Consider the following 23,756-nt stretch of genomic DNA (forward strand, 5'->3'; position numbering starts at 1 on the left):
GAAAGGGGCAGGGCGCCCCTGTCAGCCGTTACTTGGGCTTGTCAGCCGTTGCTCGCGAGGACGGAGAGCTTGCGCACGTTGCTGGTGCTTTCCTTGTCGAGCAGACGCGTCGGATAGTCACCGGTAAAGTAATGGTCGGTGAACTGCGGCTGCGCATTGTTGCGCGGCTCGCCGCCGACAGCCTGGTAAAGGCCGTCGATGGACAGGAACTCCAGCGAATCCGCGCCGATATACTCGCACATGGCCTTCAGGCTCGTGTACTGGTTTGCCAACAGCTTGTCGGCGTCGGGTGTGTCGATGCCGTAGAAATCCGGATGGAAGATCATCGGGCTGGCGACGCGGATATGCACCTCGCTTGCGCCGGCATCGCGGATCATCTGCACGATCTTCACCGATGTCGTGCCGCGCACGATGGAATCGTCGACGAGCACCACGCGCTTGCCGGCGATGATTTCGCGATTGGCGGAATGCTTGAGCTTAACGCCGAAGGCGCGGATCTGCTGCGTCGGCTCGATAAAGGTGCGGCCGACATAATGGTTGCGGATGATGCCGAGCTCGAAGGGAATGCCGCTTGCCTGCGCATAGCCGATGGCGGCCGGTGTGCCTCCATCCGGCACCGGCACGACCACGTCGGCCGCGACAGGTGCTTCCTTGGCAAGGTTGATGCCCATGTTCTTGCGGGCGACATAGACGTTGCGGCCGCCGACGACGGAATCGGGACGGGCGAAATAGACATATTCGAACAGGCAGAGACGCTCTGGTTGTGAAACTTCCGGCTTGCGGGCGTCGATGGTGATCGAACCATCAGGCTGGATCTCGCAGATGATGACCTCGCCGTTTTCAACGTCGCGGACATATTTTGCGCCGATGATGTCGAGAGCACAGGTCTCCGAGCAGAAGATGGGCTTGCCGTCGAGTTCGCCCATGACCAGCGGCCGGATGCCGATCGGATCGCGGGCGGCGATCAGCTTGGTGCGCGTCATGGCGAGCATCGAATAGCCGCCTTCCATCTGCCTGATAGCATCGATGAAACGATCTGAGGAGGAGGGATGCTTGGAGCGGGCGATGAGATGCAGCACGACTTCGGTATCCGAGGTCGACTGACAGATGGCACCATCGGCAATCAGCTGACGGCGCATGGTCAGGCCGTTGGTGAAATTACCGTTATGGGCAATGGCGATGCCGCCGACTTCCAGCTCGGCAAACAGCGGCTGGACATTGCGAAGGATGGTCTCGCCGGTGGTGGAGTAGCGTACATGACCGATCGAGCGGTCGCCGGGGAGGCGGGCGAGGGTGGCCGGGTCGGTGTAGTGGTCGCCGACCAGACCCATCCGCCGCTCCGAGTGGAAGCGCTGACCATCGAAGGAGACGATGCCGGCCGCTTCCTGGCCGCGATGCTGCAAGGCGTGCAGGCCGAGCGCCGTCAGTGTTGCCGCATCCGGGTGCCCCAGGATGCCGAAGACGCCGCATTCTTCATGCAGCGTGTCGCCGTCGATATCGTCCTCGAAGGAAACGGAATGGTTCATGGCTGCGGGCCTTTGCTCTCAACGTGGGCGGATCGGGGCGGCGTCACGAGTGACCATTAAAATAACTTAAAATCCGGCCGGAAAAAATATCGGGCCGGATCTTCTATTGTCACGCCGCTCAAATGGCGATTCTCGGGCGGCAGGTCAAGCCTGTAAACGCACCGTCAATTGTTTGTCTGCGGCGCCGGTGCGTCATCCGACGGCGCGGTATCGTTCGGCGTGGCGTTGTCGCCGCTTCCCTGCTGCTGCTGTTGCTGCTGGTTTGGCGCGATCTTGTTGAGGATTTCGGCCGGCAGCCTTGCCTGAATGTCTTGCGGCAGCGCCGCAGTCAGCTTCTCCACCATCGAATCGAGGAAAGGCTTCGACTTGGCGTTATTGACCCAGTCCGGACGTGCGGCCGGTGCCACCAGCCAGTTCCAGAAGGCAACGACGACGACCATCAGCAGTAGGCCGCGTGCCGCGCCGAAGAGGAAGCCGAGCGTGCGGTCGAGCGCGCCGATGCGGCTGTCGATGATGAAATCGGCAATCCGGATGGTGATGAAGGAAATGATGATGAGCGCCAGCAGGAAGATGACGGCGGCTGACGCAATCGTGGCGATCTTGGTGTCGGCCTTGTATTGCAAGGCATAGGGAACGAGCAGCGGATAGAGATAGTATGCTGCTACTGCGGAGCCGCCCCAGCTGACGATCGAGAGAATTTCGCGTGAGAAGCCGCGAACCATGGCCAGAATGGCGGAGAAGAGAAGAACGCCGATAACAATACCGTCGAAAATCGTAATGGGCATCTATAATCCACTTCAAGACTTGCCGGACCTCATGGTCGGCATCGGCCTCAATTCATGAGCCTCTTCTTCGCCAAGAACGGCTGAAGTAAGGCTCAGTCTTCGTCTTCCGCTCGCTTGAGCGCACCTTTCGATCCGGCAATGCGCGCCACCAGATCCGGCAGGCTGTCGATCTCGCTCCAGCGTCCGCCATTGCCCTTTGGCAGATCGGCGGAAGCGGCAGGCAGAACGGCCGCGGAAAATCCCAGCTTCTCGGCTTCCTTGAGGCGCTGGGCGGTGTGCGCAACCGGCCGGACGGCGCCCGACAGGCTGACTTCGCCGAAATAGACGCAATCGGCGGGCAGAGCAAGACCGGCCAGGGAGGAAACCAGTGCAGAAGCGACCGCAAGGTCCGCAGCCGGCTCGGAAATGCGGTAGCCGCCGGCAATATTGAGGTAAACATCATGCTGACCGAGCCGCACGCCGCAATGCGCTTCCAGAACGGCGAGAATCATGGAAAGGCGCGCCGAATCCCAGCCGACGATGGCGCGGCGCGGCGTGCCGAGCGATGTCGGCGCGACCAGCGCCTGCACCTCCACCAGCACCGGACGCGTGCCTTCGATGCCGGCGAAGACGGCCGCGCCTGGCGACTTTTCGTTGCGCTCGCCGAGGAAAAGTTCGGATGGGTTGGGCACATCGCGAAGCCCGGCGTCGGACATTTCGAAGACGCCGATCTCGTCGGTCGGACCGAAGCGGTTCTTCACCGTGCGCAGGATGCGGTAATGGTGGCCCCGATCGCCCTCGAAATAGAGAACGGCATCGACCATATGCTCGACGACGCGCGGTCCGGCGATCTGGCCGTCCTTGGTGACATGGCCGACCAGCACCATGGCAGTTCCAGTCTGCTTGGCGAAGCGGATCATCGCCTGCACGCCGGTACGCACCTGCGTTACCGTGCCGGGTGCGGATTCGGCAAGCTCGCTCCACAGCGTCTGGATGGAATCAATGATGACAAGATCCGGCCGCTTGCCTTCCGCCAGCGTTGCCAGGATATCCTCGACATTGGTTTCGGCGGCGAGCAGCACTTCGGTATCGGCCGCCTTCAGCCGTTGGGCGCGCAGGCGCACCTGCGCCACGGCCTCTTCGCCGGAGACATAGACGATCTTGTGTCCTTGCCGGGCGAGGGCCGCTGCCGCCTGCATCAGCAGCGTCGACTTGCCGATGCCAGGATCGCCGCCGACGAGAACGGCCGAGCCACGCACAAAACCGCCGCCGGTGGCGCGGTCGAGTTCGGATATGCCGGTATGGATGCGCGGCGCTTCCTCGATTTCACCCGAAAGCGTGGTCAGCGTGACGGGCTTGCCCTTTCGCGGCGTCTTCGTTGGTCCGCCGCCGATTCCGCCCATCGGATCTTCCTCGACGATGGTATTCCACGCGCCGCAACTGTCGCACTTGCCGGCCCAGCGATTGTGGACCGTGCCGCAGTTCTGGCAGATGAATTGTGTGCGGGCCTTAGCCATAGGATGCTATTCTCAAGTTCAAATGCTTCGCTTTTCGCGACGAATCGCTTGGGCAGTCAGATAATGTCTTTCCCGGCCTATCAAAACTAATGATTTCCGTATCAACGGCGATCGTGTCAGCCTTTATGCCGGGTTTTATGGATGATGATCGATGTTTGATTATTCGCTTGCGCACTGGATGGGCTTTCTGACTGCTGCGATTCTCCTTAATCTGTCGCCGGGGCCGGATATCGCCTTCATTCTCGGTCACACGATCAGAAGCGGCATGCGCTCCGGCTTTGCAGCGCTGTTCGGCATCTGGAGCGGCGCGTGCCTGCATGTACTGATGGCGGCCGCCGGCCTGTCGGCGATCCTTGCTGCCTCCGCGCTGGCCTTCTCGACCGTCAAATGGGTCGGTGCGGCCTATCTGATCTGGCTCGGCATCCAGGCGCTGCGCTCGAAGGGCGAGAGCGCATGGATCAAGGAAGCCGGCAAGTCCTTGCCCTTTAGCCGTATCTATCGCCAAGGTATTCTGGTCTCGCTGCTCAATCCGAAGGTCGCCATCTTCTTCCTGGCCTTCCTGCCGCAATTCGTCGTCGAAGGCGCCGGCCCGGTCTGGGCACAGCTTTTGCTGCACGGAAGCCTCATTATCGTCGTCGCCGCCTTCATTGAACCGCCGCTGATCCTGCTCGGTGGCCGTCTGAGCGAAGCGCTTCGGCGCAATCGCAGCCTTGGCCTTTGGCTCGATCGCGGTCTTGGCACGCTGTTCGTGGCGCTTGGCGTTCGGCTGGCGATCAGTGCGCGCTAACTATCCTGAGACGTAGCCGGGCTATTCCTCGGTCTCTTCCGAGATATACCGGCGTTCGTGCCGCAGCCCCATGCTGGTCAGCATCTCGTAGCCGATCGTGCCTGCCGCCCTTGCGGCCTCGTCGACCGAGATGTTGCTGCCGAAAAGTTCAACGTAGTCACCGGCTCTGACCAGGTTTTCCGGTAGATCGGTCACGTCGAAAATGGTGAGGTCCATGGTGATGCGGCCGGCAACGGGTACCTTATGCCCGGCAATGAAGCCATGACCGCCCGCAATGCCGGTTTGGCGCAATGGCACGCCGGCACTCGACTGGCTGCGCATATAGCCGTCGGCGTAACCTGCCGAGACGATCGCCAGTCGGCTGTCGCGGGTCAATTGAAGCGCGCGGCCATATCCCACCGTTTCGCCCGCCTTGACCGAGCGGGTCTGGATGATCCGCGCCTCCGCCGTCGCCACCGGGCGCATCGGATTGGCCATGCCCGGCACTGCCTCGCCGCCATAGGTGGCGATGCCGGGGCGGGTAAGATCGAAGTGATAGTCGGCCCCAAGAAAGATGCCGGCCGAATTGGCAAGGCTCGCCTCGATGCCTTCGAAGGCGGCACTGACTTTACGGAAAGCCCCGAGCTGCTGCCCGTTCATCGCGTTGGAAGGATCGTCGCCGCAGGCGAGGTGGCTCATGACGAGAACCGGCGCAAAGCTTGCCGGACGCGAGACGTCATCGGCAAGCGCGATCGCATCATCCATCGGCAGGCCGAGCCTGTTGAAGCCGGTATCGACCTGCAGTGCGCAGGGATAATCGCCATAATCAGACAGAACCGACATCCAGAAGGTCAGCTGTTCTTCCGAAGCAATGACGGGTACGAGGTCGTTTTCGAAGAACCGGCGCTCCATGCCCGGCCAGATGCCGCTGAGCACGAAGATGCGCGCCTCGGGGGCATAGAGCCGCAAGGTCGCGCCTTCATCGGCGGTGGCGACGAAGAAATCGCGCGCGCCGGCGCCATAAAGCGTTTCGCCCACATCCTCGATCCCGAGCCCGTAGGCATCGGCCTTGACAACGGCCGACGCGCGGGCCTTCCCCGAGCGGCGCGCGAGGTCGCGCCAGTTTTCGACGAGCGCGCCGAGATCCACCGTCAGCCGCAGGCCGGCGGAAGCGAAAGCATCGTCGTCATTGAAATTATCTGTCATGGGGCGCCCTAAACAAGGAAGTGGCCGGAAGTGATTTGGCTTGGGTCAGGATACTGGCCGTCGATGAAAAGAAAAAGTGCTGCGATGCATGTATGCGGAATTAGGCAGAAACTGCCGCCACATTTCTGACGACAGCTTCCGGCTAAAGGTCGGAAACCAACAGGCTGCTTTGCGGCACGAATGAGCTGAAGGGCAGGCCTTCAGGCACGCTGCGCGCATCATCTTGAAGGCAGGCTGTCGTAGGCTTTAGTTTCCGGGATGATGGCTATTTCGGAACAGCGGCATCGTGCCCCGCTGGCGATCGCCGGAATAGGCTCAGTCGTCACGCCTTCTCACCGCCCATGAGGCGGTATCGCGATCAGGATGCTGGTTGTTGCTCGTCTTGATCGCCGCAGCCCAATCGGCGCCGTTATTTTCAGTTACGCCGGTATTTTCTATGCCCGTGATCGTATCGAACCATGTCACCATATTCTCGGTGCAGGTATTGGCATGCGGCGGGAAGGCATGCGGATTATCAAGCGAACCGATCATCAGGTTGGTGCGGCCGTTTTCGAGGTGATGGAAGAACAATGGCGTGCCGCAATTGGCGCAGAAGCCGCGCTCGACAAGCTCAGAACTCTTCCAGATGCTCGGCTTGCCGCGCGTCCAGGTGAGCGCATCATCAGGCGCGGCGACAAGCGCGGCAAAGATGTTGCCGGAGGCTTTCTGGCACATGCGGCAATGGCAGAGATGCGAATTATCATGCATGGCAGTTGCGTGATAGCGCACGGCACCGCACTGGCAGCCGCCGCTTACCGTCATCTCAATGCGTTTCAATTTTCCTTCTCCTCCAAAAGGCGAGTTTGGGCCTAAATGCTTTTTAGGTTTTCATCTTCGGATCGTCCAGCGGAACGACGGATCCGACCACACCTTCTCAAAAAAAGCGCGGACGGGTGGATGCCAGCCTTTCCCACATGCGATCACTTTTGTTCAAGACGCGCGGGAGCCGGCGCGCTAATCTTCGGGGATGCAGAACGTTTCGCAGAAAGAGGCGGCTGACGCCATGCCGCTTGCCAAGGTGGAATCGACCCGCTTCTGGCGAGACGGTCGCTTTCGTGACATGGAGTGCCTGAGCGCAAGCTTCGTGACGCATGAATATGCGCCGCATGCGCACGACACCTTCAGCATCGGGACGATTGAAAGAGGCAGCCAGATCACCACGCTGCTCGGCAGTCGGGAGGAAGCCGGACCGGGCGATCTCTATATGATCAATCCTGGAGTAGTGCATGACGGCGCTCCGGGCGGCGAAGGCTATCGCTACCGCATGATCTACCCGGACACGAAGCTCTTCGTCGACATCCTGGAAGACGTCACGGGCAAAGCCTTCAATGCGACGCCATCTTTCGCCAATTCGTTGTTGCGCGATCCGCAGCTTGCAAGCGCCTTCCATAAGGCGCATCGCACACTCGAGAGCGGCGCCGGTGCGCTGGAATCCGATGAAGGCATGTTCTCGGTGCTGGCGGCCCTCTTTGCGCGCTACGGCAGCACGATCGTCCTTCCCGTCGATACCAAGGAGCGCAGCGCCGTCGCGCGTGCCCGCGATTATCTCACTGAGAATTTCGACAGCGATATCGGATTGGAGGAGTTGGCCAAGATCGCAGGCCTGAGCCGTGCGCACCTGATCCGTGCCTTCCGCAGGGAGTATCATATTACGCCCCATGCCTTTCTGACCGACCGGCGTGTCATCGTTGCCCGCCGATTGCTCAGGGAAGGCCGCATGCCCGCCGATGTCGCCATGGAATGCGGTTTTGCCGATCAGGCGCATTTCACGCGCCACTTCAAATCGCGCACCGGCGTCACCCCGGGCCAGTTCCGCGTCGGCTAGCGCATTTCCAATTGCGAAACGGCTTTCTGTCCGGAATGCGTCTGATCACTTTCGTTCAATACAGCGCCGGCTGCCGTCGGCTACCCCTCCGTCGTTGTTGAAGTGGAGGTTGCCAATGTTGCAGCAAAGCCGGCCGGTCGGCGAATTCAAAGCCGGGATGCGTGCCATTCTTCCGCTGATCGTCGCCGTCCTGCCGATCGGCCTCGTGTTCGGCGCGGTTTCGGCGACCAAGGGGCTTTCGCCGCTGGAGACCACACTGATGAGCGCGCTCGTCTTCGCTGGCGGCTCGCAATTCGTGGCGATGGATATCTGGACACATCCCGCAAGCTGGATGGGTGCTAGCATCGCGGCCCTGCTCGTCAATGTCAGGCACTTGCTGATGAGTGCTTCGATTGGCACGAAGATGCAATCTTTCACCGGCATCAAACGCTATCTCGCCATGCTGTTTCTCGCCGATGAGATTTGGGCCATGGCGGAGTTCCGCGCCGGCACGATGCGGCTCACGCCCGCTTGGTATGCGGGCATCGTCACGCCATTTTACTTGGCTTGGGTCGGCTCGTCGCTTGCGGGTGCTCTGCTTGGCGCCTTTCTCGGCGATCCCGCCGTCATCGGTCTCGACTTCGCCTTTCCAGCCGTCTTCATCGTGCTGGTCATGGGCTTCTGGAAAGGACCGGAAACCGGCGCGGTGCTTGCCGCAAGCGGAATTGCAGCCGTTGCAGTCCACCAGTTCGTGCCTGGTGTCTGGCATATTGCAGCCGGCGCGCTGGCGGGACTGGCAATGGCTTTCTGGAAGGGCAGAGCGCGGGAGCAAGCGGCATGACGCTCGATTTCCACGCCCTGCTCGCCATCCTCGCCATGGCTGCCGCAACGATCTTCACCCGTGTTGGCGGTCTCGTCTTGATTCGCTACGTGAAGCTTGACGAGCGTCGGCAAACCGCAATCGAAGCCATTCCACCGGCCGTGCTGATGGCTGTCATTGCCCCCACAGCTTTTGCTACCGGCTGGGCGGAGACGCTGGCCTGCACGGTCACCGCAATCGTCTCTCGCCACTTGCCGTTGCTGGCAAGTGTTGTTGTCGGCGTTGCGACGGTGGCTTTGCTGAGGGCTGTGGGACTCTGAAGCCTTTCCGGCAAAGTGCGAAGCGGTTCTCATCCCAGTGGAACATTGACGCGGCAAGCGTCAATGTTCTTCGTACTGCGTGAAAGACGGGTCGGCGAGGTCGGCAAATCGGGTGAATTCCGACTGGAAGGCGAGCTTCACCGTGCCCGTCGGTCCGTGACGCTGCTTGGCGATGATGACATCGGCCGTGCCCTTCACGCGGTCGAACAGCGCTTCCCATTCCGCATATTTCGGATCGTTCGGATCGCGCGGCTCCTGGTTCTTCACATAATATTCCTCGCGGAACACAAAGAGCACCACGTCGGCGTCCTGCTCGATCGAGCCGGATTCGCGAAGGTCCGAAAGCTGCGGCCGCTTGTCGTCGCGGCTTTCGACCGCACGCGAGAGCTGGGAGAGTGCCACGATCGGAACGTTGAGCTCCTTGCCGAGCGCCTTCAGGCCAGTGGTGATCTCGGTGATTTCCTGAACGCGGTTTTCGCCCGACTTCTTCGAACCGGTCATGAGCTGCACGTAGTCGACGACCAGAACGTCGAGGCCGCGCTGGCGTTTGAGGCGGCGGGCGCGAGCGGCGAGTTGGGCGATGGAAATACCACCCGTCTGGTCGATATAAAGCGGCACCTTCTGCATCATCATCGAGCAGGCCACCAGCTTTTCGAAATCGGCATCGTTGATGTCGCCGCGGCGGATCTTCGAGGAGGAGACTTCCGTCTGCTCGGAGATGATACGGGTGGCGAGCTGCTCCGACGACATTTCCAGCGAGTAGAAGCCCACAACGCCGCCGTTCTTTGCCTTCATCGAGCCATCAGGCTGCACTTCGCCCTCGTAGGCGGCGGCGATATTATAGGCGATGTTGGTGGCAAGCGAGGTTTTGCCCATGCCGGGACGGCCGGCAAGGATGATCAAGTCGGAGCGCTGCAGGCCGCCCATCTTGCTATCAAGCGAGTGGATGCCCGTGGAGATGCCGGAGAGGCCGCCGTCACGCTCCTTGGCAACAGCCGCCATGTCGATCGCCAGTGCCACGGCGTCGTTGAACGACTGGAAGCCGCCGTCGTAGCGGCCATTCTCGGCAAGCTCGAACAGCCGGCGCTCCGTATCCTCGATCTGCGCCTGCGGCGGCATGTCGAGCGGCGCGTCATAGGCGATGTTGACCATGTCCTCGCCGATGGTGATCAGCGCACGGCGCAGCGCCAGGTCATAGATGGCGCGGCCGTAATCTTCAGCGTTGATGATCGACACGGCCTCGACGGCGAGGCGCGCGAGATATTGCGCGACCGTCATGTCGCCGACCTTCTCGTCAGCCGGCACGAAGCTCTTGATGGTCACAGGATTGGCGGTCTTGCCCATGCGGATGATATCACCGGCGACTTCGAAGATCTTCCGGTGCAGCGGCTCGTAGAGATGGATCGGCTTCAGGAAATCGGAGACGCGATAATAGGCATCGTTGTTGACGAGGATGGCACCGAGCAGAGCCTGTTCCGCCTCAATGTTATTGGGCGCTTCGCGATAATGCTGGTCGGCGGGAGCAATGGCGGCAAGCTTGCGCGCAGCTTCGTTCATTTTCCATCTCTTCATGCTTTAGGGTGTCGTCTGGTTTGCGATGTTCCGATGTCATGGTCAACCGTGCAAACGGATGGCCATACCGACCTATCAACGTTGTTCCACTCGTCCACAGGGACAAGTTTCCGCCACGTAAAAAATCCCTTGTGGCCACTTTGCAACGCAAAGATCGACACACGAATCACTTATGCAAACTATCTGTGGGGAACATTTTAGCTGGTCTTTCGCTGCGCGCATCAACTGTTGCGGCTATCCTGCTTGAAAAACTGGGAAAATCCGGGTATTCCCCTTAAATTAGGGTAGGATGCTAATAGTATAAAGTTGCAATAATGCCAGGTGCGCCATCAAGACAAGAACTCTTCGACGACCTCTCCGCGTTCAATCGCAAGCTGAGGGCGGCTTTCGACGCTCTCGTTCGAGAGCACGGCATGACCCTTTCCCGCGCGAGGGTTTTTCGCAAACTCTCCCGCCGGGACGGAATAAACCAGAGGGAGCTTGCCGACGAGCTGGAGCTGGAAACGCCGACGCTCGTGCGCATCCTCGATGCCATGGAGGCGCAGAATTTCATTGAGCGCCGCGCCGCCGTATCCGATCGCCGCGCCAAGCAGATCTTCATGACGGAATCAGGAAAAGTCGTTGCCGCCGAGGTCGAGGCTCTTGCCACCGGTGTGCGTGCGGATATCTTGGAGGGGATTTCGGACGAGGATGTCGGCATGGCGCTGAAAGTTATCCGTGCCATGACTGCCAATCTTCAGAATATCGGCAAATCATGAGGTAGTGCATGAGCGGGGATCCGGGCCCGGTCGCCAATGCGGAAGCCAACGCCGTCCCACCCGCTCCACCGCCTATGCCGGGCTGGAAAGTGCCGCTCTATATTGCGGCGTCCGTCATGTTCTTCCTGACGCAGGGCCTCGGTCTCAATCTCGCCTTCGCCAACCTTACGCAAATTCAGGGAACCATCGCGGCGACCACCACAGAGTCGGCATGGCTTTCTGCTGCCTATATGGCACCTAATGTCAGCCTCGCCATCGCGCTGGTGAAGATCCGCCTTCAATATGGCGTGCGCAATTTCGCCGAGGTCAGCATTCTTGGCTTCGTGCTCGCCTCGCTGCTCAATCTTTTCGTTTCCGACCTGCATTCTGCGATCGTCGTCCGCTTCCTGAGCGGGATTGCCGGTGCGCCACTCTCGACGCTCGGCTTTCTTTATATGCTGGAGGCCTTCGAGCCTGCCAAGAAGATGACGATCGGCGTCAGCCTGGCGATGATGAACACGCTGCTTGCCGCTCCCATCACCCGTCTCGTATCGCCCTCGCTACTCGATTATGGCGAATGGCGCGGCCTCTATACGCTTGAAATGGCATTGGCGCTCCTCGTCATGCCGATCATCTATCTGCTGCCGCTGACGCCGCCGCCGCGTGTCAAGGTTATCGTGCTGGGCGATATCTTCAGCTATCTTCTTGTCGCGGTCGGTTTCGGCTGTCTTGCCGTCGCCTTGTCGGTCGGGCGCCTCTACTGGTGGCTGGAGGTGCCATGGCTCGGCGTCATTCTGGCTATTGCCGTCGCATCCCTGACCGTTGCCATCGTCGTCGAACTGAGACGGTCGACGCCTTTGATCGACGTTCGCTGGCTGCTTCGGCCGGAAATTCTGCATCTGACGGCGATCCTCCTGGTCTTCCGCATCATTGCCGCCGAGCAGACCTCCGTCATCATGACCTTCTATCAGAATGCGGTCGGCCTGCTCTATGACCAGCTTGCCTTGCTCTATTGGATTATCCTCGCCTTCTCGATCATCGGCGGCCTCATCTGCACCGTGTTCATGAGCTATGGCTACACGTGGCAGATCCAGTTCGTCGCGCTTATTCTGATGGGGGTGGGCTCGCTGATGGATTCGCAGGTGACGAACCTGACCCGCCCCGAGCAGATGTATCTCAGCCAGGCCCTGGTGGCGGCCGGCGCGGCGCTCTTCTTGCCGCCATCCATGTCGGCAGGCTTCAAGGAGGCTATATCCAAAGGCCCGCCCTATCTGGTGACCTTCTTCGTCGTCTTCACCTTCACGCAAAGCATCGGCGGCCTTATCGGCTCGGCCTTCTACGGCACGCTGATCACCATTCGCGAGAAGTTCCATTCGGCCGTCCTGACTGAGCGCGTGCTGCTGACGGATCCGCATGTGGCCACACGCGTCAGCCAGCTTTCATCCTCCTATGGCAAGGTGATTGGGGATAGCGCGCTGCTGAAGGGGGAGGGGCTGGCGCTGCTCGGCGCACAGGTCAGCCGCGAAGCCAATATGCTTGCCTATGGAGATGCCTTCTTCACTGCCGCCGTAATCGCCTTCCTGTCACTTGCCGGCCTCTCAATCCATGTTCTCTTCCGCGTCGTCAGGGCTCGCTTCGCTGGCGATCGGGTAGAGGTCGCGACATCCAACCCATGAGGATATGAAATAGCTCCATGTCGAGGCTCGTTCGCTCCCCAATCGAAGTCATCGCCGTTCTCGCCGGTGTCGGCGGCGTCATGCTGGTGCTCTACGCCTGGCATCTACCGCCGTTCAAGACCGCGGTCGAAACCACGGACGACGCCTATGTCAAAGGCTATGTCACGACCATCAGCCCGCAGGTCAGCGGCTATATCACCGACGTGCCGATCAAGGACTACAAGCTCGTCAAGGAGGGCGATGTGCTCGCCCAGATCGATAACCGCATCTACAAGCAGAAGGTGGCGCAGGCCCACGCGACGCTGGACGGACAGAAGGCCGCGCTTGCCAATTCGCAGCAGCAGGAGCAGGCCGCCAAGGCCGGCATCGTCTCCAGCCAGGCGCAGATCGACAGCGCCAATGCAGCGCTGAAGCGTGCCCAGCTTGCCTTCGATCGCGTCACGACACTCGTCTCCAGAGGCGTCTCGACGACAAGCGATTCCGAGCAGGCGCAGGCGACACTGCAGCAGGCGCAGGCATCGGTCAATCAGGCAAAGGCCGCTCTCGATGTCTCCCAGCAGAACCTGACGACGATCATCGTCAACCGCGCTTCGCTGGAAGCCGGTGTCAGCGGCGCAGAAGCGGCCGTGCAGCTTGCCGATATCGATCTCGACAATACGACCATCAGGGCGCCGCAGGACGGCCGCGTCGGCGAGATCGGCGTGCGTCTTGGCCAATATGTGACGCCCGGCACGCAGCTGATGAACCTCGTTCCGAAGGACGTCTGGGTCATCGCCAATTTCAAGGAAACGCAGCTTGATGGCATGAAGCTCGATCAGCCCGCCACGATCTCCGTGGATGCGCTCGGACATCGCGAGATCAAGGGCCGCATCCAGCGCTTCTCCCCGGCCGCTGGCTCGGAATTTGCGGTCATCAAACCCGATAATGCCACGGGCAATTTCACCAAGGTCGCCCAGCGTCTCGGCGTCAGGATCAAGATCGAGGATGGGCAGCCTCTGGCGGACCAGTTGGCGCCCGGTATGTCCGTCGTCGTTTCGATCGACAAGGATTCGGCTCCGTTGCCGGAAATCAAGGATAACGACTGACCTGGCGTTCGCTCCATCTTCTGTCAGAAAACAGGAAAGCCTGGGTCGGAGGACCCAGGCTTTCTTGCATTAGAAATTACGAAAAAGGCTTGAAGATCAAGCTTCTTCGTCGCCGTCGCGGTCAGCTTCCGGATCGAAGAAGTCTTCCGGACGCAGGGCGTCTTCGTCAACGCCGTAGATGGCGTCGGCGGAGGTGAGGGTTTCGCCCTTGGCCTGACGCTCGGCTTCTTCAGCGGAGCGTGCAACGTTGAGTTCGATCGTGATTTCGACTTCGGCGTGAAGGCCGATCGTGACGTTGTGCAGGCCGATGGCCTTGATCGGCGTGTTCATGTGAACCTGGCTGCGGCCGACGTTGAAGCCTTCGGCGGCGAGGATTTCGACGACATCACGGGCAGCGACCGAACCGTAGAGCTGGCCGGTTTCGCCAGCCGAGCGAACGACGATGAAGGACTTGCCGGCGAGAACGTCGGCAACCTTCTGGGCTTCGCTCTTGCGCTCGAGGTTGCGGGCTTCGAGCGTTGCACGCTCGGCTTCGAAACGAGCCTTGTTGGCGGCATTGGCGCGCAGTGCCTTGCCGAGCGGCAGCAGGTAGTTACGGGCAAAGCCGTCGCGAACCTTGACGGTTTCGCCCATCTGGCCGAGCTTGGAGATGCGTTCGAGAAGAATGACTTCCATTTTCTTGTTCCTTTCGATGTCAGATTTTCGTGTCTTGTTTGGGTGTGTCGGCATTCTTGTTCGGGGTCAGCGATATCGCCTTGCGGGTATCGTAAAGACCGAGAACGAGAACGATGAAGAGCGGCAGCGTCACAAAGAAGCATACCAGGTAGCAGAGGATCAGAACCGGCAGGCGCCAGTCCTTGCCCCGCGTCCGGTAGTGCAGCGAAGCAAAGCCGGAAACGATGAAGCCAGCGCCGAAGGCGCCGAGCACGGCGGCGGCGATGAGAGCCAGAACTCCGCCAAAGAAGATAGCGACGATCGCCACGAGAAAGACGAAGATCGCATTGCGATTCATGCGCAGCGACGAGGGGATATCGTCGCGCGGGCGCAGATTATGGCTCGAAGCCGCAACGATGCGTGTCGCCACGTAATAGGCGGCCAGCAGCATCATGACCCAGATCATACCCCAGGCGATCGGGATCATGTAGAGCATCAGCGACTTCATCTTCGCGATCGCAGCCGGATTGAGCTGAAGATCGGGAGACTGCTGGTTTACGGCGGCCATGTAGGCGTCGACGACCTGTCCCACTAGATCGGCACCGTAGCCCATGACCGCGCCGGCGACGATGATGACGATTGCGGCGAGACCGCACAGGTGCAGCATGATGTCGGAGAGCGGATACCAGGCCATCAGATTATCCGGGCCTCCGAGTTCGGAGGCGGGACGCGCCAGATTGGCGAGATGGCTGAGCCATGCGGGGATCAGCGTCAGGAGAACGACGAAGAGCCCGAAATAGACCGACTGCGTAACGGTTCCGACGATGCCGGCGACCACGACGGCAACGATGACGGCCATGTTACCCCAGCCGAGGCCGACGATCAGGATCGGGAGAGCGGAAAGTGCGCCGAACAGGATGAACAGCAATGGCTGTACCGTCGCGCCATACACGAGTAGGGCGGCGGTCAGACCGGCGAGCGCGCCGATGCCAAGCTCTTTTGCGGTCAACTTTTTCACGTCGCTGTCCTGCTTCGTATCGAGCAGTTAGAGGATGCTTTCGCCACACGGGCCTGAAAGCTTATCCCCAACATGGGGTTTCAAGGTTCCGATCCGCGCCCATCGCGAAAGGGAGAAGGGAAGGCATCGCTGCCTTCCCTCTAATTCATTCTGCGTCAGGCGCTATTAAGCGACGACGTAGGGCAGCAGGCCGAGGAAACGGGCGCGCTTGATCGCCTGGGCGAGTTCGCGCTGCTTCTTCTGAGAAACGGCCGTGATGCGGGACGGAACGATCTTGCCGCGCTCGGAAATGTAGCGCTGCAGGAGACGAACGTCCTTGTAGTCGATGCGCGGCGCATTGGCGCCCGAGAACGGGCAGGTCTTGCGGCGGCGATGGAACGGACGGCGGACCGGTGCGGAAGAAACTTCAGACATTTCTCAAATCTCCTTATACGCGGTCTTCGCGCGGGCGGCGCGGACGGTCTTCGCGGTCACCACGATCGGGGCGCGGACCACGATCGCCGAAGCTGCGCTCCGGACGGTCGCCATCGCGGCGCGGACGGTCGTCGCGGTCGCGCTTCTGCATCATGGCCGACGGGCCGTCTTCGTGCTGTTCGACAGCGATCGTCATGTAACGCAGGACGTCTTCGCTGATGCGCATCTGGCGTTCCATTTCCTGGATCGCAGCGGCCGGAGCATCGATGTCCATCAGGGCGTAGTGAGCCTTGCGGTTCTTCTTGATGCGGTAGGTGAGGGACTTGAGGCCCCAGTTCTCGATACGCCCGACTTTACCGCCGTGAGCTTCGATGACACCCTTGTACTGTTCTACGAGGGCGTCGACCTGCTGAGCGGAAATATCCTGCCGGGCAAGGAATACATGTTCGTAAAGAGCCATGGATAGCTTTGCCTTTCTTGCGTTGGTCTGAACCCGATATTCGGCGGCTAAGCCTCAACGACTGCTCCTGAGAGGGTAAACCCAAGCAAGAAAAGCGTTTCCGAGACGGTCGAGAGCGGAGACACGGGAGGCTGGAACGCTTCCGTTCCGAACGATTCCCTTATCGGAAACCGGCCCTCCGTTCAGCCACCAGCCAGAAGACCGGGTTGCGAACAGGGCGGCTTATACGGATTTTTCGTCGAAAGGCAAGGGTAGGGGCGAAATTATGCCGTTTTGCCCGTGAGCGGCGTCGGTGCTTGGGCCAAATCGCGAGCTCCCATCCGCCGCAGCGTTGCACCCGCCGCGCTCTCCCATATGATGGAATACGAATTGCAGCAACAGGGACGGTTCATGCGCATCTTTCTCGTTCGGCACGGCGAATCCCTCGGCAATATCGACGACCGGGCCTATCGGCAGTTCGGCGATCATAATGTGCCCTTGACGGAATGGGGGTATCGGCAGGTGCTGGAAGCAGGGCAGGCGATATCAGCCTATCTCAAGGCATTGCCATCAGCCGAACTGCGCAAGCTGAGCGTCTGGTATTCGCCCTTCCTGAGGACGCGGCAGAGCAAGGATGCCCTGCTGGAGGTTCTGCCTGCCGAACTCTTCGGAGATATCAGAGAGGATTATCTCCTGCGTGAGCAGGACTTCGGCCTCTTCACCGAAATCTATGACCATGCCGAACAGAAGCGAAAATTTCCCGACGAGTTCGAGAAATGGGCACGGTTGCGCAACAATAACGGCAAGTTCTACGCACGGCCGCCGGACGGCGAGAGCCGCGCCGATGTCGCCCAGCGTGTCCGTCTGTTCCTGCAGACCGTCATGCACGACGCCGAAAACGGAAAGAACAATGTCATCATCGTCGGCCACGGCGTCACCAACCGAGCCTTCGAGATGAATTTCCTGCATCACCCCGTCGATTGGTTCGAGCGCTCGGACAATCCAGGAAACGCCGATGTCACCTTGATCGAGGGGCGGAGTTCGGAAGGCTATCGCTCGATCCTGCTTCATAAGTCCGTGGACCGTGTGAAGGGGCAGGAGGAATTGAAGGCGGCTTATGGTTCCGAATTGGCGATTGCGCCGAAGACAAAGCAATAGGCCGCTTGCCGTAAGCATGGCTTTTTCCCGCTGCCATGTGAGCCTGCTTTAATTTCATCGGCAAGGCCGAATCTTTCGAATGCGTGTTTGCAATCATGGCTTGTGAAACGGCCGGAGCTGTGGAATTCATGGCTTGGCTGCAATGGGGGTGGGCTGTGAAGAAAAGCTTTGCTTTGCTGGGTTTTGCTCTGGGCTTCGCCCTTCTTGCGCAAGATGCTGCGGCTCGGTTGAGCTACGACGTTCGGACTGCGGATGATGGAATTACCTATATCACCGTAATTGGCAGCTTCGAAGCCGATGATGATTTGAGCTTATTCCGCGATAAGGCTGTTTCCAGCCACGCTATCTACGTCGGCTTCGACAGCGGCGGCGGCAATGTATCCAAGGCATTGGAACTTGGCCGGCTGATAAGATCTCTGGGGCTCAGCACTCTCGCTGTAAGAAGCGCCGAATGCTCCTCGGCTTGTTCCTTGTCCTTTCTTGGCGGAGTGGGCCGGTTTGCCGAACCGGGCTCGATCGGCGTTCACAAGTCTTCGGTCAGCGATACAAAAGGAATGGATGTCGAGACTGCCGTAGCAGCCGTCCAACGGCAGACAGCTGACGTGATTGCCTATATGAACGAAATGGGCATTGACCCGGGCTTGCTGCAGCTCACGCTCAAATATGACAGCAACGATATTCGTTATCTGTCATCGAGCGAAATGACACAGTTTCGAGTGACGACCGTGTCATACCAGGAGATTCAGGAGTTCGCAGCAAAGTCGTCGTCTAACAATGCTCCGGCAGCGAGTGCTGAAGCGCGTAAGGCAACTCAGCCACTGAACGAGGAGTCGCCGCTTCTGCAAGTTCCAATCCCGAGAAACGGCATTGTTCAAGACGACGCAGGAGCGGCCCTGCTCAAGACCAGCCGGAACATGAGCGCCAAGACGATTGCGACTTTCCCGAATGGGAGCGAATTGACGATCAAAAAGAGCATCGGCGATTGGTATCGTGTGTCGATCGGCAAGAAATCCGGCTATATGCTTCAGACGTCGGTGTGGGTGCGCGAGTTCGAAGAAAATCGCTTTGGCAAACAATACATCCAAATATTCGTCGATCCCTCGTTGACGACAGCCATACAGTTGGCCAAGGGGGCAAACCCTCCTATGGCGGTCCATTTGACCGCGCAGGGGCGGTATGCCCTTACCATTAAGGACGTCTACGACAAAAATATCGCTCCGCTGGTATATCAACACCTGATAGGGAGTAAAAAAATTCCTCTCAACGCCATCATCACTCATGGCAACGACTACGTTCGCGAAATCTGCTGCAGTGCTTCCGCTGTAACGGCCGAATAAACGGGCAAACTTGCCCGTTTATCCTTTTGAATCCTATCGACAGGCTTCTCACATAGGCATCGGATATTTCCGGTGCACCTGCTCGATCTCGGCCAGTGCCTCCTCGGGTAGCGTCACATAAGCGGCGGCCACGTCGGTCTCAAGCTGCGCCATCGTCGTCGCGCCGATGATGACGGACGTCATGAAGGGCTTGGTGAGGCAGTAGGCCAGCGCCAGTTTCGACGGGTCAATACCGTATTTGGCGGCGATCTCGAGATAGGCCTTAACCGGCGGCTCCTGCAGCGGCTGCAGGCGGCCCCCGATATCAAGATTGATCGAGCCGCGCGAGCCGGCCGGACGAGCACCACCGACATATTTGCCGGTGAGGATGCCGCCGGCGAGCGGCGAATAAGCGAGCAGGCCGACATCTTCGTGATGCGAGAGCTCCGCCAGATCGAGGTCGAAATGGCGGTAGAGGAGGTTGTATTCGTTCTGCGTGGTGGCGACGCGCGGCAGACCCTTCTGCTCGGCAATCGTCAGATATTTCTGGATACCCCAGGTCGTCTCGTTGGAGAGGCCGACGGCGCGGATCTTGCCGGCCTTCACCAGCTCACCCATCGTCTCCAGGATCTCGGTGATATCGGCGATAGCCTTCTCGCGATCCTGGTTGAAGGGATTGTAGCGCCAATTCTGACGGAAATGGAAATGGCCGCGGTTCGGCCAGTGAACCTGATAGAGGTCGATATAGTCGGTCTTCAGCCGCTTCAGGCTGGCGTCGACAGCCGCATTGATATTGGCGGCGTCCGGACCTTGCCCGCCGCGCAGATATTCGCGACCCGGACCGGCGACTTTGGTGGCGAGCACGACATCCTTACGCTTGCCGGTCTTCTCGAACCAGGTGCCGATATATTCCTCGGTGCGGCCCTGAGTCTCCGGCCCCACAGGCGTCGTCGGATACATTTCGGCGGTATCGAAGAAATTAATGCCCTTCTGGACAGCATAATCCATCTGTTCGTGCGCTTCGGCCTCGCTGTTCTGCGTGCCCCACGTCATCGTGCCTAGGCAAATCTGCGAAACGGAAATATCGGTACGGCCTAATCTCTTATATTTCATGGGAAAACCTTGGGGATGGGAGAAGGTCAAAATGAATGAGGTCGCGCAAATTTAGGCCCGATCTGAGCGAGCGCAAGAAAAAAATCATTGCGCTTCGCGGGTGCAAAAGCCTGTGGCTGCGGGGCTTGCACTATTGACTCCGCTGCAAACAATGTCATTGGGAAGCAAAACGACCCCCAAAAGGACGCTTTATAATGACTGTTGCTTTCACATTTCCCGGCCAGGGCAGCCAAGCCGTCGGCATGGGCAAGGATCTTGCCGACAATTTCGCCGAGGCGCGCGCCGTCTTCGAGGAAGTCGATGAAGCGCTCGGTGAAAAGCTTTCCGACGTCATCTTCAACGGCCCGGAAGACAAGCTGACGCTGACGGCCAATGCGCAGCCTGCGCTGATGGCCGTCTCGCTCGCAGTCATCCGCGTGCTGCAGGCTCGCGGCCTCGATCTGAAGAGCAAGGTCTCTTATGTTGCCGGTCACTCGCTCGGCGAATACTCCGCGCTCTGTGCCGCCGGCACCTTCTCGCTTGCCGATACGGCGCGGCTGCTGCGCATCCGCGGCAACGCCATGCAGGCGGCAGTTCCCGTCGGCGTCGGCGCCATGGCCGCGATCATCGGCCTTGAACATGCCGATGTCGTCGCCGTTTGCGAGGAGGCTTCTGCACTCGGCGCCTGCCAGATCGCCAATGACAATGGTGGCGGCCAGATCGTTATCTCCGGCGAGAAAGCCCCGGTCGAAAAGGCAGCGGAACTTGCGACCGCCAAGGGCGCTAAGCGCGCCATCCTCTTGCCCGTCTCCGCACCGTTCCATTCTGCGTTGATGGCTCCGGCTGCCGACGCCATGCGCGAGGCGCTCGCCGGCGTCGCCAAGGCCAACCCGGTCGTGCCTGTTATCGCTAATGTGAAGGCGGCTCCGGTTACCGATGCTGATGAGATTGCGCGGTTGCTGGTCGAGCAGGTTACCGGCCAGGTGCGCTGGCGTGAGACGGTGGAATGGTTTGCCGCCAACAATGTGACAACATTGTATGAAATTGGCGCCGGCAAGGTGCTGACGGGTCTTGCCCGCCGCATCGACAAGTCGGTCAACGGCATCGCCGTCAACAATGCTGCTGATATAGATACGGCGCTTGCCGCATTGCTCGGCTGATATATTCAAGGAACGAGGGACGCACATGCTTGATTTGACCGGCCGCAAGGCCCTGGTAACCGGCGCATCCGGCGGCATCGGTGAAGAAATTGCCCGGCTCCTGCACAAGCAGGGCGCCATCGTCGGCCTGCACGGCACGCGCGTCGAAAAGCTGGAGGCGCTGGCCTCCGAGCTCGGCGATCGCGTCAAGATCTTTCCGGCCAACCTGTCGGACCGCGACGAAGTCAAGGCGCTCGGCGCCAAGGCGGAAGAGGAGCTCGGCGGCGTCGATATCCTGGTCAACAATGCCGGCATCACCAAGGACGGCCTCTTCGTGCGCATGAGCGACGAGGACTGGGACGCCGTGCTGGAAGTCAATCTGACCGCCGTCTTCCGCCTGACGCGGGAGTTGACCCATCCGATGATGCGCCGCCGCTACGGCCGCATCATCAACATCACCTCCGTCGTCGGCGTGACGGGTAATCCGGGCCAGGCCAACTACTGCGCCTCCAAGGCGGGCATGATCGGCTTCACCAAGTCGCTGGCGCAGGAAATCGCAACGCGAAACGTCACGGTCAACTGCGTTGCCCCCGGCTTCATCGAAAGCGCGATGACGGGCAAGCTGAACGACAAGCAGAAAGAAGCCATCATGGGGGCGATCCCCATGAAGCGTATGGGCACGGGTCAGGAAGTCGCTTCTGCCGTTGCTTATCTCGCTTCCTCGGAGGCGAGCTATGTCACGGGGCAGACGATCCATGTCAACGGTGGCATGGCAATGATCTAAAGGAATTGCTGTTGGGGGGAACTTTCCCGCCAATAGCATGTTGAGCAACCCGGAGCCGGCTATTTTCTGGCTTTGCGACGGACTTAAACCGTGTTAAGCGGGCCATGACTGTGAACAGTCGTCCGGAAAATTCAGGCGGACTGGGCCACATTCAAGGCGCTGGACCGGATCTCAATGCCGGGTTGAACGGGTTTGCCAGCGGCGTCGGAACAGATGCTGCAGGTTTGAATTAGGGTAGGGATGTCACAAGGCATTCTCATCAGGATATAAGGTCGAGGAAACCGACATGAGCGATATCGCAGAACGCGTAAAGAAAATTGTTGTTGATCATCTTGGCGTTGACGCCGACAAGGTTGTTGAAAGCGCAAGCTTCATCGACGATCTGGGTGCGGACTCGCTCGACACCGTCGAACTGGTCATGGCCTTCGAAGAAGAATTCGGCGTTGAAATTCCGGACGACGCTGCTGACTCGATCCTGACGGTCGGCGACGCGGTAAAGTTCATTGAGAAGGCTCAGGCCTAATCTTTCGCGCTTTTTGACGGGGCGGGCTGAAGAGTCCGCCCTATTTCGTCCGGCGACGTCGGACGAAGCAAGCTTATACGCATATCATCATAAAAAGACGGGGGTCTGCGGGCGATGAGACGTGTCGTTATCACGGGTACCGGCATGGTATCACCTTTGGGCTGTGGCACGGAGGTGTCCTGGACGCGTTTGCTCGCTGGGCACAACGGCGCCCGCCTCGTGACCGAATTTGAGGTCGATGATCTCGCGGCAAAGATTGCCTGCCGCATCCCTGTCGGCGACGGCACCGACGGCACGTTCAACGCAGACGATTGGATGGAGCCGAAGGAGCAGCGCAAGGTCGATCCCTTCATCATCTACGGCATGGCGGCCGCCGACATGGCGCTGGCCGATGCGAATTGGCACCCGGCCACGGATGAGGATCAGATCGCGACGGGCGTCATGATCGGTTCCGGCATCGGCGGCCTCGAAGGCATCGTCGAGGCTGGCTACACGCTGCGCGACAAGGGTCCGCGCCGTATTTCGCCTTTCTTCATCCCCGGTCGTCTCATCAATCTCGTCTCCGGTCAGGTCTCGATCCGCCACAAGCTGCGCGGACCGAACCATGCGGTCGTTACCGCATGTTCGACCGGTGCGCACGCGATCGGCGATGCCGCCCGTCTTATCATGCTCGGCGATGCCGACGTCATGGTAGCAGGCGGTGCCGAAGCTCCGGTCTGCCGCATTTCGCTTGCAGGCTTTGCTGCCTGCAAGGCGCTGTCGACAGACTTCAACGATACGCCGCAAAAGGCCTCGCGCCCCTATGACCGCGACCGTGACGGCTTCGTCATGGGCGAGGGCGCCGGCATCGTCGTTCTCGAAGAACTGGAACACGCCAAGGCGCGCGGCGCCAAGATCTACGCAGAAGTCGTCGGCTACGGCCTCTCGGGCGACGCCCATCATATCACTGCTCCGTCCGAGGACGGCGAAGGCGCTTTCCGCTGCATGACATCTGCGCTGAAGCGCGCGGGCCTGACGCCTGCCGATATCGACTACATCAATGCCCATGGCACATCGACGATGGCCGATACGATCGAACTCGGCGCTGTCGAACGGCTGGTCGGCAATGCCGCGTCGAAGATTTCCATGTCGTCCACCAAGTCGGCAACCGGTCATCTTCTTGGCGCTGCCGGTGCCATCGAAGCGATCTTTGCGACCCTCGCCATTCGTGACAACGTCGCCCCGCCGACGCTCAATCTGGACAATCCGGAGCGCGAGACCGCCATCGATCTCGTTCCGCACAAGGCCCGCAAGCGCGAAATCAACGTCGCGCTGTCGAACTCCTTCGGCTTCGGCGGCACGAATGCGTCGCTTGTCCTGCGCCGTTATGAGGCTTAATAACAACGCG

24 protein-coding genes are annotated in these 23,756 nt (G+C 60.0%); 13 read left to right on the forward strand and 11 right to left on the reverse strand.

Annotated elements, in window-relative coordinates:
* Positions 1-41 precede the first annotated feature (41 nt).
* The 3 genes from purF to radA all read right to left on the reverse strand — a co-directional run bounded on the left by purF (position 42) and on the right by radA (position 3,807).
* The gene (purF, locus tag FBZ97_RS14130) at positions 42-1,526 is read right to left on the reverse strand and encodes an amidophosphoribosyltransferase (RefSeq protein ID WP_113351684.1); all 1,485 of its coding nucleotides are present in this window, start codon (positions 1,524-1,526) and stop codon (positions 42-44) included.
* A gap of 164 nt (positions 1,527-1,690) precedes the next feature.
* Entirely contained in the window at positions 1,691-2,311 is a 621-nt protein-coding gene (locus FBZ97_RS14135; RefSeq protein WP_069616173.1) for a CvpA family protein, read from the reverse strand.
* A gap of 92 nt (positions 2,312-2,403) precedes the next feature.
* Positions 2,404-3,807 carry a DNA repair protein RadA gene (gene radA, locus FBZ97_RS14140; protein ID WP_113351685.1) on the reverse strand — a complete coding sequence of 468 codons (1,404 nt, stop codon included), beginning with the start codon at positions 3,805-3,807 and terminating at the stop codon, positions 2,404-2,406.
* Between the two features lie 151 nt (positions 3,808-3,958).
* On the opposite strand from radA, the gene FBZ97_RS14145 reads away from it, so the two are divergent.
* Complete coding sequence (locus FBZ97_RS14145) at positions 3,959-4,594, forward strand: LysE family translocator (protein WP_145320577.1); 636 nt, start codon at positions 3,959-3,961, stop codon at positions 4,592-4,594.
* A 21-nt stretch (positions 4,595-4,615) separates the two neighbouring features.
* Here the strand turns inward: FBZ97_RS14145 and alr are convergent, their stop codons facing one another.
* Entirely contained in the window at positions 4,616-5,779 is a 1,164-nt protein-coding gene (gene alr / locus FBZ97_RS14150; protein ID WP_145320575.1) for an alanine racemase, read from the reverse strand.
* 315 nt (positions 5,780-6,094) lie between these two features.
* A complete protein-coding gene (locus tag FBZ97_RS14155) occupies positions 6,095-6,595 on the reverse strand; it encodes a GFA family protein (protein WP_069616177.1) in 501 nt (166 codons plus the stop codon).
* Positions 6,596-6,821: 226 nt separating this feature from the next.
* On the opposite strand from FBZ97_RS14155, the gene FBZ97_RS14160 reads away from it, so the two are divergent.
* The 3 genes from FBZ97_RS14160 (at position 6,822) to FBZ97_RS14170 (ending at position 8,762) form a co-directional block, all read left to right on the forward strand.
* Positions 6,822-7,643 (forward strand): AraC family transcriptional regulator, encoded by an 822-nt coding sequence (locus FBZ97_RS14160; RefSeq protein ID WP_145320954.1) that lies wholly within the window; start codon positions 6,822-6,824, stop codon positions 7,641-7,643.
* 115 nt (positions 7,644-7,758) lie between these two features.
* Positions 7,759-8,463: an AzlC family ABC transporter permease gene (locus tag FBZ97_RS14165; RefSeq protein WP_145320573.1), complete on the forward strand. Its 705-nt coding sequence runs from the start codon at positions 7,759-7,761 to the stop codon at positions 8,461-8,463.
* Entirely contained in the window at positions 8,460-8,762 is a 303-nt protein-coding gene (locus FBZ97_RS14170; RefSeq protein WP_145320571.1) for an AzlD domain-containing protein, read from the forward strand. The genes FBZ97_RS14165 and FBZ97_RS14170 overlap by 4 nt, the downstream gene beginning before the upstream one ends.
* Positions 8,763-8,822: 60 nt before the next feature.
* On the opposite strand, the gene FBZ97_RS14175 is transcribed toward FBZ97_RS14170, so the two are convergent.
* Complete coding sequence (locus FBZ97_RS14175; RefSeq protein WP_145320569.1) at positions 8,823-10,319, reverse strand: replicative DNA helicase; 1,497 nt, start codon at positions 10,317-10,319, stop codon at positions 8,823-8,825.
* Positions 10,320-10,648: 329 nt separating this feature from the next.
* Between FBZ97_RS14175 and FBZ97_RS14180 the strand changes: the two genes are divergently transcribed.
* From FBZ97_RS14180 to FBZ97_RS14190, 3 genes are read left to right on the forward strand one after another with little or no spacing between them, the layout of a single operon-like run.
* Positions 10,649-11,092: a MarR family transcriptional regulator gene (locus tag FBZ97_RS14180; protein ID WP_092710521.1), complete on the forward strand. Its 444-nt coding sequence runs from the start codon at positions 10,649-10,651 to the stop codon at positions 11,090-11,092.
* A gap of 8 nt (positions 11,093-11,100) precedes the next feature.
* Positions 11,101-12,747: an MFS transporter gene (locus FBZ97_RS14185; RefSeq protein ID WP_145320567.1), complete on the forward strand. Its 1,647-nt coding sequence runs from the start codon at positions 11,101-11,103 to the stop codon at positions 12,745-12,747.
* A 17-nt stretch (positions 12,748-12,764) separates the two neighbouring features.
* Positions 12,765-13,832, forward strand: coding sequence for an HlyD family secretion protein (locus FBZ97_RS14190; RefSeq protein WP_113351692.1), 1,068 nt, complete (start codon positions 12,765-12,767; stop codon positions 13,830-13,832).
* 96 nt (positions 13,833-13,928) lie between these two features.
* On the opposite strand, the gene rplI is transcribed toward FBZ97_RS14190, so the two are convergent.
* The 4 genes from rplI to rpsF all read right to left on the reverse strand — a co-directional run bounded on the left by rplI (position 13,929) and on the right by rpsF (position 16,378).
* The gene (rplI, locus tag FBZ97_RS14195; RefSeq protein WP_069616184.1) at positions 13,929-14,507 is read right to left on the reverse strand and encodes a 50S ribosomal protein L9; all 579 of its coding nucleotides are present in this window, start codon (positions 14,505-14,507) and stop codon (positions 13,929-13,931) included.
* Between the two features lie 19 nt (positions 14,508-14,526).
* Positions 14,527-15,504 carry a DUF2232 domain-containing protein gene (locus FBZ97_RS14200; protein WP_145320565.1) on the reverse strand — a complete coding sequence of 326 codons (978 nt, stop codon included), beginning with the start codon at positions 15,502-15,504 and terminating at the stop codon, positions 14,527-14,529.
* Positions 15,505-15,669: 165 nt separating this feature from the next.
* The gene (gene rpsR, locus FBZ97_RS14205; protein ID WP_004122103.1) at positions 15,670-15,918 is read right to left on the reverse strand and encodes a 30S ribosomal protein S18; all 249 of its coding nucleotides are present in this window, start codon (positions 15,916-15,918) and stop codon (positions 15,670-15,672) included.
* Positions 15,919-15,931: 13 nt separating this feature from the next.
* Complete coding sequence (rpsF, locus tag FBZ97_RS14210) at positions 15,932-16,378, reverse strand: 30S ribosomal protein S6 (RefSeq protein ID WP_069616186.1); 447 nt, start codon at positions 16,376-16,378, stop codon at positions 15,932-15,934.
* 390 nt (positions 16,379-16,768) lie between these two features.
* Here rpsF and FBZ97_RS14215 point away from each other — a divergent pair, with 390 nt between their 5' ends.
* Together FBZ97_RS14215 and FBZ97_RS14220 are read left to right on the forward strand one after the other, a co-directional pair.
* Positions 16,769-17,515 (forward strand): phosphoglycerate mutase family protein, encoded by a 747-nt coding sequence (locus tag FBZ97_RS14215; protein ID WP_145320563.1) that lies wholly within the window; start codon positions 16,769-16,771, stop codon positions 17,513-17,515.
* A 128-nt stretch (positions 17,516-17,643) separates the two neighbouring features.
* The gene (locus FBZ97_RS14220) at positions 17,644-18,852 is read left to right on the forward strand and encodes a hypothetical protein (RefSeq protein ID WP_145320561.1); all 1,209 of its coding nucleotides are present in this window, start codon (positions 17,644-17,646) and stop codon (positions 18,850-18,852) included.
* Positions 18,853-18,900: 48 nt separating this feature from the next.
* On the opposite strand, the gene FBZ97_RS14225 is transcribed toward FBZ97_RS14220, so the two are convergent.
* Positions 18,901-19,944: an aldo/keto reductase gene (locus FBZ97_RS14225; protein ID WP_113390087.1), complete on the reverse strand. Its 1,044-nt coding sequence runs from the start codon at positions 19,942-19,944 to the stop codon at positions 18,901-18,903.
* 194 nt (positions 19,945-20,138) lie between these two features.
* Here FBZ97_RS14225 and fabD point away from each other — a divergent pair, with 194 nt between their 5' ends.
* The 4 genes from fabD to fabF all read left to right on the forward strand — a co-directional run bounded on the left by fabD (position 20,139) and on the right by fabF (position 23,746).
* Positions 20,139-21,083 (forward strand): ACP S-malonyltransferase, encoded by a 945-nt coding sequence (gene fabD / locus FBZ97_RS14230; protein ID WP_113329086.1) that lies wholly within the window; start codon positions 20,139-20,141, stop codon positions 21,081-21,083.
* 25 nt (positions 21,084-21,108) lie between these two features.
* Positions 21,109-21,846 carry a 3-oxoacyl-[acyl-carrier-protein] reductase gene (gene fabG, locus FBZ97_RS14235; RefSeq protein ID WP_092710547.1) on the forward strand — a complete coding sequence of 246 codons (738 nt, stop codon included), beginning with the start codon at positions 21,109-21,111 and terminating at the stop codon, positions 21,844-21,846.
* A gap of 286 nt (positions 21,847-22,132) precedes the next feature.
* The gene (locus FBZ97_RS14240; protein ID WP_004122114.1) at positions 22,133-22,369 is read left to right on the forward strand and encodes an acyl carrier protein; all 237 of its coding nucleotides are present in this window, start codon (positions 22,133-22,135) and stop codon (positions 22,367-22,369) included.
* Between the two features lie 114 nt (positions 22,370-22,483).
* Positions 22,484-23,746: a beta-ketoacyl-ACP synthase II gene (fabF, locus tag FBZ97_RS14245; protein WP_145320559.1), complete on the forward strand. Its 1,263-nt coding sequence runs from the start codon at positions 22,484-22,486 to the stop codon at positions 23,744-23,746.
* Positions 23,747-23,756: the final 10 nt, after the last annotated feature.

The sequence above is a fragment of the Rhizobium sp. ERR 942 genome (genome assembly GCF_007828395.1).
GTDB classification, from domain to species: Bacteria; Pseudomonadota; Alphaproteobacteria; order Rhizobiales; family Rhizobiaceae; genus Rhizobium; species Rhizobium dioscoreae.

What these genes read in the sequence shown, in the direction of transcription:
- purF (WP_113351684.1), bottom strand. Translation starts at nt 1,526, where the DNA reads ATGAACCATTCCGTTTCCTTCGAGGACGATATCGACGGCGACACGCTG.
- FBZ97_RS14135 (WP_069616173.1), bottom strand. Translation starts at nt 2,311, where the DNA reads ATGCCCATTACGATTTTCGACGGTATTGTTATCGGCGTTCTTCTCTTC.
- radA (WP_113351685.1), bottom strand. Translation starts at nt 3,807, where the DNA reads ATGGCTAAGGCCCGCACACAATTCATCTGCCAGAACTGCGGCACGGTC.
- FBZ97_RS14145 (WP_145320577.1), top strand. Translation starts at nt 3,959, where the DNA reads ATGTTTGATTATTCGCTTGCGCACTGGATGGGCTTTCTGACTGCTGCG.
- alr (WP_145320575.1), bottom strand. Translation starts at nt 5,779, where the DNA reads ATGACAGATAATTTCAATGACGACGATGCTTTCGCTTCCGCCGGCCTG.
- FBZ97_RS14160 (WP_145320954.1), top strand. Translation starts at nt 6,822, where the DNA reads ATGCCGCTTGCCAAGGTGGAATCGACCCGCTTCTGGCGAGACGGTCGC.
- FBZ97_RS14165 (WP_145320573.1), top strand. Translation starts at nt 7,759, where the DNA reads ATGTTGCAGCAAAGCCGGCCGGTCGGCGAATTCAAAGCCGGGATGCGT.
- FBZ97_RS14170 (WP_145320571.1), top strand. Translation starts at nt 8,460, where the DNA reads ATGACGCTCGATTTCCACGCCCTGCTCGCCATCCTCGCCATGGCTGCC.
- FBZ97_RS14175 (WP_145320569.1), bottom strand. Translation starts at nt 10,319, where the DNA reads ATGAACGAAGCTGCGCGCAAGCTTGCCGCCATTGCTCCCGCCGACCAG.
- FBZ97_RS14180 (WP_092710521.1), top strand. Translation starts at nt 10,649, where the DNA reads ATGCCAGGTGCGCCATCAAGACAAGAACTCTTCGACGACCTCTCCGCG.
- FBZ97_RS14185 (WP_145320567.1), top strand. Translation starts at nt 11,101, where the DNA reads ATGAGCGGGGATCCGGGCCCGGTCGCCAATGCGGAAGCCAACGCCGTC.
- FBZ97_RS14190 (WP_113351692.1), top strand. Translation starts at nt 12,765, where the DNA reads ATGTCGAGGCTCGTTCGCTCCCCAATCGAAGTCATCGCCGTTCTCGCC.
- rplI (WP_069616184.1), bottom strand. Translation starts at nt 14,507, where the DNA reads ATGGAAGTCATTCTTCTCGAACGCATCTCCAAGCTCGGCCAGATGGGC.
- rpsR (WP_004122103.1), bottom strand. Translation starts at nt 15,918, where the DNA reads ATGTCTGAAGTTTCTTCCGCACCGGTCCGCCGTCCGTTCCATCGCCGC.
- rpsF (WP_069616186.1), bottom strand. Translation starts at nt 16,378, where the DNA reads ATGGCTCTTTACGAACATGTATTCCTTGCCCGGCAGGATATTTCCGCT.
- FBZ97_RS14215 (WP_145320563.1), top strand. Translation starts at nt 16,769, where the DNA reads ATGCGCATCTTTCTCGTTCGGCACGGCGAATCCCTCGGCAATATCGAC.
- FBZ97_RS14220 (WP_145320561.1), top strand. Translation starts at nt 17,644, where the DNA reads ATGGCTTGGCTGCAATGGGGGTGGGCTGTGAAGAAAAGCTTTGCTTTG.
- FBZ97_RS14225 (WP_113390087.1), bottom strand. Translation starts at nt 19,944, where the DNA reads ATGAAATATAAGAGATTAGGCCGTACCGATATTTCCGTTTCGCAGATT.
- fabD (WP_113329086.1), top strand. Translation starts at nt 20,139, where the DNA reads ATGACTGTTGCTTTCACATTTCCCGGCCAGGGCAGCCAAGCCGTCGGC.
- fabG (WP_092710547.1), top strand. Translation starts at nt 21,109, where the DNA reads ATGCTTGATTTGACCGGCCGCAAGGCCCTGGTAACCGGCGCATCCGGC.
- FBZ97_RS14240 (WP_004122114.1), top strand. Translation starts at nt 22,133, where the DNA reads ATGAGCGATATCGCAGAACGCGTAAAGAAAATTGTTGTTGATCATCTT.
- fabF (WP_145320559.1), top strand. Translation starts at nt 22,484, where the DNA reads ATGAGACGTGTCGTTATCACGGGTACCGGCATGGTATCACCTTTGGGC.